This window comes from uncultured Clostridium sp. (genome assembly GCF_900547735.1).
Lineage (GTDB): Bacteria > Bacillota > Clostridia > Lachnospirales > Lachnospiraceae > Otoolea.
Map to the genome: position 1 here is coordinate 1 of NZ_URHZ01000009.1, position 14,200 is coordinate 14,200.

Below are 14,200 nucleotides of genomic sequence, written 5' to 3' on the forward strand. Positions count from 1 at the left end.
TTTCTGCCCGGATTCCCCACCCGCGACAACCTGCAAACCGGGACTGAAGACTCATCCCTCCCTCTCACCATCCCGAACCCCAACCGTCCCGGCGGTGTTCTCATTCCTCAATTAAATCCTCATTTCATGCGGTTTTCAGGGCCACGCTTTGAGAAGTTACGCCAACTTATGAGGCGTCATTTTAGTTTTGGGCGATAAAAAGATTAACCGTAATTGAACGGATTGGGCATTCCGTTTAAAAAGACGTTATCAGGACACCAGATATCAAAAGTTATCCGGTGTCCTGAATTTTTATTGAGTGGCAATGTAAAGTTCGCGAAGCGTGCTTTTCGTTGTTATTTATCTTTTAAAGAAATCCCAACTTTCAAAAGCCGGAACATTCTCTTTGCAGCATCGGCATAAAGCTCCTCCGCCCGTTTCATAGCCTCATCCACATCCATTGCTCCGTTGACGGTCGGAATTATGCTCAAAATTCCATGTTCATAAATATTTTCCGCCCCCTCCCCCATACCTCCGACAACCGCAACCGCCGGAATCCCCAGCCGTTTGCAGTGTTCGCCAACTCCGCTTGGGACTTTTCCGAATGATGACTGCCAGTCCATCCTCCCCTCGCCCGTTATTACGAGATCCACTCCTTTCAGTTTCCGGTCAAAATCAATCAGATCCAGCACCGCCTCGATTCCCGGTTTCATTTCCGCATCCAGGAATACGGCCAGGGCCGCTCCAAGGCCTCCGGCCGCACCGGCCCCCTCTGCAGCGGCAATGTTATAGCCGCACAGTTCCGTCAGAATTTCTCCATACCGCTCCATACCGGTCTCAAGGAATTCAATATCCTCTTCGTTTCCGCCCTTTTGACGTCCAAACGTGCGGGCCGCGCCGTCTTTTCCGGTCAGGGGATTTTTCACGTCGCACATCACGGTAAACCTCGCCCCACGGATGAGGGGACAGATATTCTCGCGATCAATGCGTTTCACCCGGCTCAAATCCCGGCCCGTTCCTTCCAGCTCGTTTCCTTCCTCATCCAGAAACCGGACTCCCAGCGCACGCAGGGCTCCCATGCCTCCATCATTCGTGGCGCTGCCGCCGATTGCCACCGTAATCTGTCTGCATCCCCGTTCCAGCGTATCGAGTATCAGTTGTCCCGTCCCATACGTGCCGGTCAGCAGTGGATTTCTCTCCTCCGGCTTCAGGAGAGGCAGGCCGGACGCCTCCGCCATCTCGATAAACGCACGCCCACCGTCAAGCACGGCATAGGATGCCGAGACATTTCTGCCAAGCGGATCCCGCACTTCCTTCCGTACAAGAATTCCTCCCGCCGCCTGAAGTACGGCCTCCAGTGTCCCCTCTCCTCCATCCGCTGCCGGAAGGCTGATGCATTCACAGTCCGGGAAACAGAGCCTGGCCTCCCGTTCCAGAATGGCTGCCGACTGTGACGAAGATAACGAACCCTTAAAGGAGTCCGACGCAAACAGAAATTTCACTATGGCATTCTCCTTCCCGATCAGTCATCGTATCTCTGAAGCGTTTCTCCTCAGCCATTAACCACATTGACGGGTGCGCCTTCTATAAACTGCTTCAGATTCTCGACTGCAATATCCATCAGCCTTTTCCGGCTTTCCTTCGTTCCCCAGCTCATATGCGGCGTAATGAGGCAGTTTTTCGCCCCTAAAAGGGGATTGTCCTTTCTGATCGGCTCCGTGGAAACCACATCCAGCCCGGCCGCATATACCTTACCGCTGTTCAGCGCATCGGCCAGATCCTGTTCGGCTATCAGTCCTCCCCTGGAGTTGTTGATGATAATCACTCCGTCTTTCATTTTTCCGATTGTCTCACGGTTAATCATTTCTTTTGTGGAAGGAAAAAGAGGACAATGGAGGGCGATGACATCCGATTCCGCATACAGCTTGTCTAAATCCACATACTCCGCCAGCCGCTTTCCGCTTTCATTCGGATATGCATCATAAGCCGTCACACGCATATGAAGCGCCGCGGCAATGCGGCCCGTGGCCTGCCCGATACGGCCGAAGCCGACGATTCCAATGGTCTTTCCCGCCAGTTCGATCAGCGGATAATCCCAATAACACCAGTCTCTGCAGTTCTCCCACTTTCCCTTGTGGACCGATCTGTCATGATAACCGATATGGTGGCAGATTTCCAAAAGCATGGCGATGGCAAACTGCCCTACCGTATCCGTACCGTAAGTTGGAATATTCGTGACAATGATTCCCCTTTTCTTCGCAGCCTCCGTATCCACCACGTTGTATCCTGTTGCCAGGACGCCAATGTACCGGATTCCCGGACAGGCATCCATAATTTCTTCCGTAACGGCCGCTTTGTTGGTGAGGATTACATCCGCATTCCCAATCCGTTCCGCCGTCAGTTCCGCCGGAGTGCGGTCATATACGGTAACTTCACCGAGCTCTTCAAAACCGGACCAGCTCAAATCTCCGGGATTTTCCGTATATCCGTCCAATACCACGATTTTCATATAAACGGATCTCTCCTTTCCGTAAAATATTCTTTTGTATCATTTATCAGTTTATTATGTTTATCAGTTTCTTATATTCTTCAGTTTCTCATATTCATCAGTTTCTTATATTCTTCAGTTTCTTATATTCTTCAGTTTCTTATATTCATCGGTATCCTGTCTTCTTTCGTCCCCTGTATTCCCTGTCATCGGAATTCATATGTTTTAAAATTTGCTTCCCTCTTCTGGAGTTCCGGCAGGCCTACGATACCGGTAAACTCATTAAACGTTGTCATCTGCTCCACGCAGCCCGCGGATGTTCCTTCCTGTTTAAGCTGCTCCAGCATCCGCTTCATGGCCTTGGCTGCGACAAAAGCCGTTCCGACCGGGAAGATTACAATATTAAATCCCATCTCCTCCAACTGTTTTGCAGTCCGTGGCGGCGTCTTTCCATTTTCCGTCTGGTTAGTAAATTTATAGACGTTGGGAATCGAACCGACCGCCCTCAGTTCGTCGTCACTGCGCAGCGCATCGGCGTAGACAATATCAGCGCCTGCATCGCGGTACGCGGTAAGACGGCGGATTGCTTCGTCAATTCCATGGGTCGCCCTGGCATCCGTTCTGGCGATAATCATCATTTCGTCTCTCGCCTCCACGGCCGCCCTGATTTTCTCCACATGCTCTTCCATGGAGATGACCGCTTTATTTTCCATGTGGCCGCAGCGCTTCGGAAAAACCTGATCCTCCAGATGAACCGCCGCCATTCCCGCTCTCTCAAACTCTTTCACCGTACGGTAAACATTCAGGGGATTGCCGTATCCCGTGTCAATGTCGCCGATTAATGGAATATTCAGGAATGCGTTCATGTTTGCGCATACATTTGCCATCTCATTCATCGTCATAAGGCCGTAGTCCGGCTCTCCCAGTATGGATGCGGCCGCCCCGTATCCCGTCATAAATGCGGCCTCGAACCCGCACTGCTCAATCAGCCTGGCCGAAAGGCAGTCATAAGCTCCCGGGGCAACGATAATTTTCGGATCTTTTAAACGCTCCCTCAAAACGCGGGCGCCGCTGTTTTTACTGTTTGCATACATATCTATTTATCCTCCTGTATTTTAATATTCCCGGCAGTTTTACCGTTCTCCGGCATTGTTCCATGCCCGTTTATCTGAAGATTGGTATAGCCTATCAGCCCGCCTGCCATCATAATCTTCCGCATAAATTCCGGAAATGCCTGGCCCTGATAAACCGTCCCCTTTGTCTTATCCGTTATCACTCCGCTGTCAAAGTCTACCGTCACCTCGTCCCCGGCCTCAATCTCTTTTGCCGCTTCCGGGCACTCTATAATCGGCAAACCTATATTAATCGAATTACGGTAGAAAATGCGGGCAAAGGTCTCCGCGATAACACAGCTCACCCCTGCACATTTGATAGCCAGCGGCGCATGTTCGCGGGAGGAACCGCAGCCAAAATTTTTATTTGCCACGATAAGATCTCCTTCTTTTACCCGGTTCACAAATTCCCTGTCGATATCCTCCATACAGTGCCGGGCCAGTTCCATTCCGTCCGTTGCATTTAAATATCTGGCCGGTATAATTACATCCGTGTCCACATTGTCTCCATATTTAAATACGTGTCCATCTACTTTCATCGCATCCTCCCGCATTATAATCCCAGGTCGCCGGGTCCGCTGATTCTGCCGGTAACCGCACTGGCCGCCGCCACAGCCGGGCTTGCCAGATAAATTTCTGAACTTACATGCCCCATACGGCCTACAAAATTCCGGTTTGTGCTCGAAACACACCGTTCTCCCTCTGCCAGAATTCCCATATAGCCGCCGGTACACGGTCCGCAGGTCGGCGTGCTGACAACGGCTCCCGCCCCGATGAAAATCTCCAGAAGCCCCTCTTTCATTGCCTGCAGATAGACGGCCTGTGTGGCCGGAATTACGATGCAGCGGACCCCCCTGGCCACTTTCCTGTTCTTAAGCACTTTTGCGGCTGCCCTCATATCTTCCATTCTTCCATTGGTACAGGATCCAATTACCACCTGATCAATCGGAATATCTCCTGCCTCATCAATCGTCTTTGTATTCTCCGGCAAAAATGGGAAGGCAACCGTAGGTTTCAGCTCCGAAAGGTCGATTGTATAAACCGCCTCATATACGGCGTCTTCGTCCGCCCGGTATTTTTTGAAATCCCCTGCCGAATGCTCTCTCATATACTCCACGGCTGCACCGTCCACCGGAAAAATCCCGTTTTTCGCTCCCGCTTCAATCGCCATATTGCAGATGGTAAAACGGTCGTCCATTGAGAGATATCCGACACCGTCCCCCGTGTATTCCATGGACTGGTAAAGGGCTCCGTCCACGCCGAGCATACCGATAATATGTAAAATTATATCCTTCCCGCTGATCCATTTGGACGGTTTCCCCGTCAGGACAATCTTTATTGCCGAAGGCACCTTAAACCATGCTTTTCCCGTCACCATGCCGACTGCCAGATCGGTGCTTCCGACGCCCGTGGAGAATGCCCCCAGCGCTCCATAGGTGCAGGTGTGGGAGTCGGCTCCTATCACAACATCTCCGGCCTTTACCAGCCCTTTTTCCGGCAGCAGCGCATGCTCGATTCCCATCTCACCCACATCAAAATAATTTGTTATTTCATTCCTTCCGGCAAACTCGCGGCAGTACCTGCAATTCTGGGCCGACTTGATATCCTTATTGGGGACAAAATGGTCCATGACCAGCGCGATTTTCTCTTTATGAAATACCGATGGACTGCCTATCTTCTCCATCTCCGCAATTGCAATCGGCGTCGTAACGTCATTGCCAAGCAGTAAATCCAGATTTGCCTCAATCAACTGGCCTGCCGTTACTTCGCTGAGACCGGCGTGGGCTGCCAGGATTTTCTGGGTCATTGTCATTCCCGTCATTTGCATTTCCTCCAAGATAATGCTTTAAAGTTTTGTCAAGAAAATACTCCCGGCAGAAATGTAACCAGTCCCGGGAAAATCAGGCACAGAATTGCAGTAATAAGTACTGGAATTGTCAGCGGAAGCGTATGCCGCACCACAACATCCATGCCCAGGCCCGCATTCTTACAAAGGATGAAAAGGCACGTCCCAAAAGGCGGCGTAATCTGCCCTATCATCAGAACCAGACACATAACAATTCCAAATACGGTAATGTTAATCCCTACCTGCTGCATCAAGGGCAGGAATATGGGCGTAAATAACAGCACACACTCGGTTGTGGACATGAAACAGCCTATAAAGAGCAAAAACACAAGCAGTATCACCGTAACAAGAACTTTGTCCGTCGTCATGCTTATGACACTCTGAGCCAGCAGGACCGGTATTCTCGTACGGGTCAGAACGTATCCGTAAAGAGAAACGCAGCCCAGAACCAGCATAATTGAGGCACAATCCAAAACACTCTTCCTGAGTAAACCAATCCACTGTGACAGCTTCATATCACGGTATACAAACAGCGCCAGCACAGATGCATAAAGTACGGCGACCGCCGAAGCCTCCGTAGCCGTGAAAATTCCCGACCAGATTCCTCCAATTATAATTACTGGGGTCATCAGTGATAAAATAGAATGCCTGAATGACCTCCCTAACCGTTTGATGCTGAATGGTTCACCGCGGGGATAATTCCGTTTTACCGAATAAATATAAACCATAACCATCATTCCAAGCGCCATCAGAATTCCCGGCAGAATCCCTCCGATAAACAGGCTGGATACGGAAACTCCGGCTATTACGCCATACATTACCATCGGCACACTCGGCGGAATGATCGGGCCGATCAGTGACGATGCGCCGGTGACGGCAACCGAAAATTCCTTGTCAAACCCTGCGTCCGTCATTGCCTTAATTTCCATAGTGCCGAGACCGGCCGCATCTGCTGCGGCGGTTCCTGACATACCGGCAAAAATCACGCTGCACAGTATATTCACATGTCCCAGACCTCCGCGCAGACTGCCTACACAGCTCTGGCAAAAATCAAAGATTCTGTTTGTAATGTCGCTGCCATTCATAAGCTGCCCGGCAAGCAGGAACAGCGGGATCGCCAGTGATGTAAAGCTGTTCACTCCCGACACTGTCTGCTGAATCAAAATATGCAGCGGAACTCCCTCAAATCCCCACAAATACGCGGCCGATACAAATGCCGTGGCGGCCATTGAAAATGCTACCGGAACCCCGCACAACATAAGTACAACTAATACTCCGACAAATAGTACAATCAGCATTTACTCACCTCCGATGGGAATGGACTGCTGCATCCCGCCTGAAATCCTGTGATGTCACCTGTCCTGATGATTCTTACTGCAATTACCGCATCCCGCAAAGAATAGGCAAACATATAGATACTTCCAAATATCAAAGGAATATACAGCCACTTCTGTCCCAGCCACGGCATGGACGTTGCCACATTATTTCCAACCAGTGCAATTTCCTCTCTACCGCCGAAAATAAATATCAGCAGCACTGCCATAACAATCACCGCATTAAATAAAAGCATTACGCCGCAGGTTCTCCCCTTCAGGCGATCCCGAAGAAAATATGCGCCCAGATGGCCTCCCGTCCTCATTGCCGTTCCCGCACCAAAGAAACAGCAGCCAACCATCATATATCCTGCCAGCTCGTCCGTCCAGACAATTGTTACATTGTTCATAAAACGTGCAATTACCTGAAGCCAGCAGCAGATAATCAGTCCCGAAAGAAAAGCAAGGCCCAGTAAATCATAGAAACGATTAAAAATATGTATCCATTTTTTCAATATAACTCCTCCTGCCTCCCCGTTAAATTCCATATGCCCTGTTTGATTTATTTAATATCCTCCATCAACTGGTCGTATATTCCATCCGCCCAGTTTTTGGAAAGCTCCTCCAGACAGGATAAGGCCACTTCTTTAAAGCTGGAGGTATCTACCTCGATAAATTCCATTCCGGCGGCTTCCATTTCCTTCTGGTTGGACTCCGTTAAGTCGATAGAATATCCATTTGCCCACACCGTTGCCTCGTCGAGGCATTCCCGGATCAGTTCCTGCGTATCTGCATCCAGTCCGTCAAACCACTTTTTGCTGTACACAACAGGAAGCAGATCCACGATATGATCCGTCATGATTGTATATTTCTGCACTTCCTGAAGTCCTTTGTTATAATTGGAAATAATCGGATTCTCCTGTGCATCCACAACTCCCGTCTGAAGCGCACTGAATACCTCTGAAGAAGAAATCGTTGCAACATTCGCCCCCATCTTTGACCATACGGTAACCCACTCCGCCGTGCTGGGCAGTCTGAGTTTTAATCCTCTGACATCCTCCACGGTTTTCACTATTTTATTTGAAGTCAGTTCCCTCATTCCGCGGATAAACAGAGTGTCGGCCGAAGTATAAAGATCCGCGGCTTCATAATTGGCCCGCAGTCCTTCTCCTATAGAACCCTTCCAGGACTTCATAACCTGCTCTTCATCGGAATAAACATATGGCACCGAAAAAGTATTGTATTCCGCAGCATACGTTGAGATCGTCGGAGTTGCGGAAACATACATATGAACTGTCCCGGAACGTATCTGTTCTACGATTTCCAGCTCCGAACCTAATGTCCCGGAAAAAACAACTGCTTTTATCTGTCCTCCGCTGCGTTCCTCAACAAGCTCCCCAAATTTCAAAAGCAGGCTCTCATCGGGAGAATTCGTATTATTACAAGCCATATCAATCTGCATTGAAGGATAAGCTTTAGCCGAACTCTCTGCACTGTTATCAAGATTTTCTGTTTTTTCTGTTTCTGCAGGCGGATTGCCCGTCTCAGCAGATGAAACCGGTGTTTTTGAACAGCCTGACAATACGCAGGCCATCATTGTTGCCGCCGCCATAATCATTGCACAAAAACGCTTCGTACTTTTTTTCATTGTAATCCCTCCATTTTTTATTGTCCCCATTTACAGTTGCATGTTCACCGAATTTCGATTCCCACTTATATAGTTAGCAACTTCCGTGCCAAATCAAGCACAGCGGACAAAATATTTTCCGATGATTTTTCCTTGTAAAATCAGGCTTTTTTCCCGCCCTGTCCTCATTTCTATGGCTCCTCTTTTCATGACGATTATCAAAAATGTTTCAACTTCTATTTTCCACTGATTTTTGAAACATTTTCCCTCCTTGCGAAAACGTCAAAAGGCCAGATACGCCCGTGGAGTAAAATACTCCAACAGCCATACCCGACCTTTTAAGATCACAATTATGTGGTTTCTTTTCCTTCCTCTTTCGTCAGCCTCCAAATGGTGGTTCTGCTGACCCCCAATAGCTTTGCAATCTGTTCCCGATTGTATGAAAATATCCTTTTGAATGCCCCGACCACCTCTGCACTGACCCCCTTTTCTTCATAATCGTACAAATCCAAAATATTTTTCTTCAGATTCTCCTCACCTACCGCGCGGATCATACACTTTTTCAAAAGAGCATCGTTATACCTTGCCGACTGTTTCAGGTAGAGACAGAACCTCTCGCATACATTCTGAAGTTCCCGTATATTTCCCGGCCAATGGTACAGCATAAGAATTTCCCTCACCTCATCGGTAAGCTCAATCTGGCCGATACTAACATCACTTTTCTTTTTATAAAAGAAGTTGAAAAGCTCTATTACATCCGTCTCACGTTCCCGTAACGGCGGTATGACCAGCATCAGAACATTCAAGCGGTATAGTAAATCCCTTCTGAACGCCGCCTCATCCATTTCCTCCAGACGTTTATTAGTCGCCGCGATAATACGCACATCCACCGGGATAATACGTTCTCCTCCGACATGCATAATTTCCTTTTCCTGAAGTACGCGGAGCAGCCGCGACTGAAGCGCCGGGGAAAGCTCTCCTATTTCATCCAGAAACAACGTCCCGTGATTTGCCAGTTCAAACAATCCCTTCTTCCCGCCCTTTCTGCCTCCGGTAAACGCTCCCTCATCATACCCAAATAATTCTGTTTCCAGAAGGTTCTCCGGTAAAGCCGCGCAGTTCACGGCGATAAAAGCCTCGTTTTTCCTTCTGCTCTGGTTATGGACGCTCTGGGCAAAAATCTCCTTTCCGGTTCCCGTTTCCCCGTAAACCATCAGATTTGACTCACTGCCTGCATAAACCCTGGCATCTTCAATACAAATCCGAATGGCCGGTGAGGAACCTATGATATCCGGAAAACTCCTTTTAGCATGGAATCCTTTTTCCTTTCTCTGCTTCTCCTCCTTCTCACGCTGTCCGATCTGACGTTTTAACTCCTCCAGGTAATACATGATAATGACTGCACCGTCAAACTGAGAATGCCTGTTTTCCAGGCGTACAATATTGCAGAATACTTCTTGATCCCCCAGCTTTACGATTTTTATAGACTCCTGCTGGCTGCCCCAGACGAATTCATTCATTTTTAGCCTGGGCAGAATTTGATCCAGATAGGAATATTTAAGCTTTTCGCGTTCTACTCCAGCCAGCTCCGTTGCTTTATGATTAAAGTCAATGACCCGGCAAAGGCTGTCAACGAGAAAAATCCCGTTGACGCTGCACTGAAGAAGAGCATTGATATACTGATTCTTTTTTCTCTCTTTTTCCAATTCTCTGGCCAGTTTTTTCGCTTCCGCTATTGCGTCCAGGATACAGTTGAAACTGGGATAAATCGGCACTGTTTCCTTCTCCAACTGTTTTCCCACCTCGACCGCATGTGTTGCTCCGACAATGACATCCGAATCACTGCACGCCAACGCTTCCCGCAGTTCCTCCGTGTCTTCGTAGACGATGTTCTCGACCTTTCGGCCGGCCATCATTAAGTACTCCTGCATATTTTTCGACAATGGCTGCTTATAGGTGACAACCGCCGGTGATTTACCTATTTTAAATCCCTTTTCAACAGCCATTAGATAATCGAATTCCGTGATATGATACTGCACGATCGGAACATGAAACGCGGCTGCGGCGATCTGGGCATTCGCCCCCGTCGCAATCGCAACGTCCGAACACTCAATCGTTTTTCTCTTCTCCTCTTCAAGAATCTCTGTTCTCAGCCCTTCCACAACGGTGAATTCAACTTCATCATCCTGATAGGATTCCAGAACCTCCCTCACCATCCGATCTACTTCTTTATAGGTAATGCAGCATATCCTTATCATTCGTTCCCCCGCCCTTCTCTTTCATCGCAGCCGGTATAATCAGTATCCCACAATGTTTATACACAGGGACATCTTATCTCTGCAAATTTTTCTCAACCGAATGTATTTTCCAATATATTATACACTACTTTCATATGATTGAGAATTCTTTTAAAAATAAAACGAGAAGTCAACTATCGTGTGATATTTCATCGAATTATCATAAGAACTCCTGATAACTAAAGAAAGGCGGACATGCCGAGATAATTTTTACATTCCCGGCCGTCAACTTCTACCAATAATTACCATTAATTTTTTCATTTATTTTATAATTTTGGGCCTTTTACTGCTTCCTCCTCCGAAACTCCATCCCTTCATACGTCCTGACCGGGTTCCCCCGTTCCAGCCGGTTGTGCTCCATCCAGGCCAGGTTCTTTTCCTTCCTGTCGCAGTCCAGATTCCGTTCGGCCAGGATCTCACAAAGCCGGTTCATGGCAAGCTGTTTATTCATATGCTGGCTCCTGGCCTGTGTGGACACCACGGCGGTTCCGGTGGGGATATGGATCACCCTGACCCCCGTCTCCACCTTATTTACGTGCTGTCCTCCCTTTCCACCGCTTCGGAATGTCTCATAACGCACCAGTTTTTCCTCTGTAATTCTCTTCTCTTCCTCTATGACACTGATATCCACATACCAGTTTTTTCTTTTATGATCCGGCCGGTACGGACTTTTACAGATCCACAGCACACTGCCCTCCAACCCGCGCAGCTCCCGGCTGGTGTCAAAACGGATGGATGTAAATCCGCCCTTTCTCTTTCCCTGCACAAAGTCAATCAGCTTTATGTCGGGATATTCCCGTTTCAGCGCTTCGTAGAGAAGTCCAACCGCCAGTTCACATTCTGCCGGGCCCTGCCCGGAACTTAACTGAATTCTCATATCCGCCACCTACCCTTTATACGTAATCAGGGGACGGAAAGCGGCCGCCACCTCGATGAGTCCCCAGTCCTTTAATGACTGAATCACCTGTTCCACATTCTTGTACGCCTCCGGCGCCTCCTGAAACAGCAGGTTTGTGTCGTGGCATACCACGCGGCTTTTCCACTCCGTCGTTCGGATGGAGTCCCGGTCGTACTTTTTATCAATCCGGCTTTTGCAGATGCTTCTGGCCCATTTGCGCCCGGCCCCGTGTGACAGGGAACCAAGAGAAATTTCCGTATTCTCCGACGGCAGACAGAGATAAGTTCTGCTCCCCCTTGAACCCGGTATCACAACGGCCCCCTGTTTTGCCGAAACACTTCCCTTCCGGTGCAGCCAGCCCTCCTCCGTCCGTTCCAGATAGTTATGGCAGCACTCCAGAAGTTTTGTGGGCCGGGCATTCACTCCCACGCAGTCCAGAAGTTTTGACGCCGTAACCTCTCTGTTTCTGGCCGCCCACAAAAGAGCCCGTTCATGCTCCGCCAGATAGGCATAAGCCTCCGCACTTCCTTCCTCCAGGCCCTCCGGCCGGAAATAACGCTTTAAAATCTCCTGCCCGTAACCTCTGGAACCACTGTGAATCAAAAGGAGCACCCGGTCCCTCTGCAGACCCAGCCGTTCCGCCGTTTCTTTCTCAAACACCTCATCCACGCACTGGAATTCAGCAAAATGATTACCTGAACCAATCGTTCCCAAATCCAGGATAGGGCACTCCTCTTCATATGGATTTTCGGCGGGTATATCCCTCAGTTCCCTGATGTAGCTGAGTCTGGATACCCATTTATCCTGACGGAATTTCTTAAGCTTTACGCCCGTGTCAAAAAGACTCATCCCGCAGCCGATATCATTTCCAATCAGGTGGGGGTAAAACCTGCCGCAGCTTAGAACCGCGATTCCCACCGGTGATTTTCCCGGATGCAGATCCGGCAGCCCCACAGTCCTTACTACTCCCGGAAGACGCGATACTCCCTCCAACTGGTCCTTTGCCGCCTGTTCAATCCAATTGTTGCCGCTGCTGATTAATATGCAATTTTCACTTTTCAAATTTCAATTCTCCTTCATAAGCCGACAGGTTCTCCGGCGCCTTCAGGGCGTTTTCGGGCCATTTTTGCGGAATCACCCTGAAAAAAGGTACAAAAAAAACACGACAACAAGCCGTGCGTCAAAAAATACCCTGTACGCCAGTCCCTGCCAATAAAAAAATTATTATCTTGTCTTCACCTCAAAACTAAAATTTGCCAACATAACAACCACTCCTTTACTTATGAAGGACTTTCCGTCCCCTTATTGATAACAATGAACGATCCGCAAAACGAGCTTTCATCGTATTCTGTTAATCACTATAACTCAGATACATGGGATGCGTCAAGTATATTTTTTCCTATGGCAGCATCTATGGCAGAATCTATGGCAGAATCGGCACTGACTCAGTTCATGTCCGCGGGCCGTATTCTGTGGTTACCGTCCACAGCCGTTTTACAGCTGTCTCTCCTAAAAGGTCCGGGGCGCTCCGCCCTCTTTATGGCGCTGCACTCCGGACCCGGAAATTCTCTGCCGCTGTTTTCGGCATTTCATTCTCATCATTAAACCAGCAGAATTCTCCTTATGAGCGACATCACGGCTCCCGCCCCGCTGCAGAATAAGAGTGTGCCGCGGTGTACGTTGACTGCCGTCAGGACGGCTTTTGCCCCCGTGACAATCCCCTGCCATTGACCCACAACACCCTCCACAGGAGGAAGCAGCGTCAGCGCCGGTCCCGCCGCGAATACGGCGGCGCCGCAGATAATAAATGGAATTAATCCTCTTCCGGTATCATATTTTTTCAGCCTGAAACCTCCGCCTGCGCCTTTTCTGGAAAGAATCCACAGGCACCATATAACTCCCATAAACAGGGAAACACCTGCAATCCCCACATAAAGCGCCAGTCCATAATTATGCTCGGCCGCTATGACGTTAATCTCTCCAAGCCCCTCACTGTATTTCAGAAAAGAGCGCGCCATAATAAGTACCATGATTCCCATCATGAAGAATGATGCAAGCTGCATCACACGGGCGGCAATGATGACAACGCCCGCTGCTCCTTTAGCCGCCATCTCACCCAGGTCGGGACCGGAATCACCGTCTCTGTCGTCATCCTGTTCCCATCTGCGTCTGTCCCTGAGGCGTTCCTGTACCGTCAGCCGCTCCACTTCACTTTCCAGGCTGCTGATTCTGTTTTCCCTGAGTTTTTTCTCCTTTTGCTCAAGGCGCACCTCCTTTTTACCCGGACCGCTTTTTCCCGAATCCTTTGAGGAAGATGTTTTCTTAGGCCTGTCCTTCTTTCTGGAATTTGCCCGCCTCTCTGCACGGCTCTCCGCATTATCGCGTTCCTGCCGCTCCGCATTCCGCCTGGCCGTCCCCGGTTCCCCGGGCTGCCTGGAAGATGGATCATAAACCCGGCTCCTGTATCCGCTGTCTTCAGAACTGTCGTACAGAGCAGATCTGTCATTTATAGCAGACCTGTCAATCGGTACAGTCCTGTCATTCACACCAGACCTGTCATTCACACCGGCTCTGTCATTCACACCAGCCCCGTCATCCGAATACCTGCCATACGCCGTGCTTCGGTCTGCTGCCGCCGCA

At 49.3% G+C, this 14,200-nt stretch carries 12 protein-coding genes and 1 pseudogene; 1 reads left to right on the plus strand and 12 read right to left on the minus strand.

Annotation, left to right across the window (positions count from 1 at the left end; genetic code table 11):
- Window positions 1-198, plus strand: a pseudogene (locus tag QZT18_RS04310) (hypothetical protein); the annotation flags it as partial.
- A 137-nt stretch (window positions 199-335) separates the two neighbouring features.
- Here the strand turns inward: QZT18_RS04310 and QZT18_RS04315 are convergent.
- From QZT18_RS04315 to QZT18_RS04370, 12 genes are all read right to left on the minus strand, one after another.
- Window positions 336-1,481 (minus strand): glycerate kinase, encoded by a 1,146-nt coding sequence (locus tag QZT18_RS04315; RefSeq protein WP_294144945.1) that lies wholly within the window; start codon window positions 1,479-1,481, stop codon window positions 336-338.
- A 50-nt stretch (window positions 1,482-1,531) separates the two neighbouring features.
- Window positions 1,532-2,488 carry a D-2-hydroxyacid dehydrogenase gene (locus QZT18_RS04320; RefSeq protein WP_294144947.1) on the minus strand — a complete coding sequence of 319 codons (957 nt, stop codon included), beginning with the start codon at window positions 2,486-2,488 and terminating at the stop codon, window positions 1,532-1,534.
- Window positions 2,489-2,673: 185 nt separating this feature from the next.
- Entirely contained in the window at window positions 2,674-3,561 is an 888-nt protein-coding gene (locus QZT18_RS04325; RefSeq protein ID WP_294144949.1) for an oxaloacetate decarboxylase, read from the minus strand.
- A 2-nt stretch (window positions 3,562-3,563) separates the two neighbouring features.
- The gene (gene leuD / locus QZT18_RS04330) at window positions 3,564-4,118 is read right to left on the minus strand and encodes a 3-isopropylmalate dehydratase small subunit (protein WP_294144951.1); all 555 of its coding nucleotides are present in this window, start codon (window positions 4,116-4,118) and stop codon (window positions 3,564-3,566) included.
- Window positions 4,119-4,132: 14 nt separating this feature from the next.
- Window positions 4,133-5,401 (minus strand): 3-isopropylmalate dehydratase large subunit, encoded by a 1,269-nt coding sequence (leuC, locus tag QZT18_RS04335; RefSeq protein ID WP_366925788.1) that lies wholly within the window; start codon window positions 5,399-5,401, stop codon window positions 4,133-4,135.
- 35 nt (window positions 5,402-5,436) lie between these two features.
- Window positions 5,437-6,723 carry a TRAP transporter large permease gene (locus QZT18_RS04340; protein WP_294144955.1) on the minus strand — a complete coding sequence of 429 codons (1,287 nt, stop codon included), beginning with the start codon at window positions 6,721-6,723 and terminating at the stop codon, window positions 5,437-5,439.
- Complete coding sequence (locus QZT18_RS04345) at window positions 6,717-7,253, minus strand: TRAP transporter small permease (protein ID WP_294144957.1); 537 nt, start codon at window positions 7,251-7,253, stop codon at window positions 6,717-6,719. Before QZT18_RS04345 ends, QZT18_RS04340 begins: the two co-directional genes overlap by 7 nt.
- A gap of 47 nt (window positions 7,254-7,300) precedes the next feature.
- The gene (locus QZT18_RS04350) at window positions 7,301-8,386 is read right to left on the minus strand and encodes a TRAP transporter substrate-binding protein (RefSeq protein WP_294144959.1); all 1,086 of its coding nucleotides are present in this window, start codon (window positions 8,384-8,386) and stop codon (window positions 7,301-7,303) included.
- A 329-nt stretch (window positions 8,387-8,715) separates the two neighbouring features.
- Window positions 8,716-10,623 (minus strand): sigma 54-interacting transcriptional regulator, encoded by a 1,908-nt coding sequence (locus QZT18_RS04355; RefSeq protein WP_294144961.1) that lies wholly within the window; start codon window positions 10,621-10,623, stop codon window positions 8,716-8,718.
- Window positions 10,624-10,945: 322 nt separating this feature from the next.
- A complete protein-coding gene (prfH, locus tag QZT18_RS04360; RefSeq protein WP_294144963.1) occupies window positions 10,946-11,539 on the minus strand; it encodes a peptide chain release factor H in 594 nt (197 codons plus the stop codon).
- Between the two features lie 9 nt (window positions 11,540-11,548).
- Window positions 11,549-12,622 carry an RNA ligase RtcB family protein gene (locus QZT18_RS04365; protein ID WP_294144965.1) on the minus strand — a complete coding sequence of 358 codons (1,074 nt, stop codon included), beginning with the start codon at window positions 12,620-12,622 and terminating at the stop codon, window positions 11,549-11,551.
- A 539-nt stretch (window positions 12,623-13,161) separates the two neighbouring features.
- On the minus strand, window positions 13,162-14,106 hold the full coding sequence (locus QZT18_RS04370; protein ID WP_294144967.1) for a hypothetical protein: 945 nt from the start codon (window positions 14,104-14,106) through the stop codon (window positions 13,162-13,164).
- Between the last annotated feature and the right edge of the window lie 94 nt (window positions 14,107-14,200).

Excerpts from the sequence above, each read along its gene's own strand:
- QZT18_RS04320 (WP_294144947.1), bottom strand. The coding sequence starts at position 2,488 with ATGAAAATCGTGGTATTGGACGGATATACGGAAAATCCCGGAGATTTG.
- QZT18_RS04325 (WP_294144949.1), bottom strand. The coding sequence starts at position 3,561 with ATGTATGCAAACAGTAAAAACAGCGGCGCCCGCGTTTTGAGGGAGCGT.
- leuD (WP_294144951.1), bottom strand. The coding sequence starts at position 4,118 with ATGAAAGTAGATGGACACGTATTTAAATATGGAGACAATGTGGACACG.
- leuC (WP_366925788.1), bottom strand. The coding sequence starts at position 5,401 with ATGACGGGAATGACAATGACCCAGAAAATCCTGGCAGCCCACGCCGGT.
- QZT18_RS04340 (WP_294144955.1), bottom strand. The coding sequence starts at position 6,723 with ATGCTGATTGTACTATTTGTCGGAGTATTAGTTGTACTTATGTTGTGC.
- QZT18_RS04350 (WP_294144959.1), bottom strand. The coding sequence starts at position 8,386 with ATGAAAAAAAGTACGAAGCGTTTTTGTGCAATGATTATGGCGGCGGCA.
- QZT18_RS04355 (WP_294144961.1), bottom strand. The coding sequence starts at position 10,623 with ATGATAAGGATATGCTGCATTACCTATAAAGAAGTAGATCGGATGGTG.
- prfH (WP_294144963.1), bottom strand. The coding sequence starts at position 11,539 with ATGAGAATTCAGTTAAGTTCCGGGCAGGGCCCGGCAGAATGTGAACTG.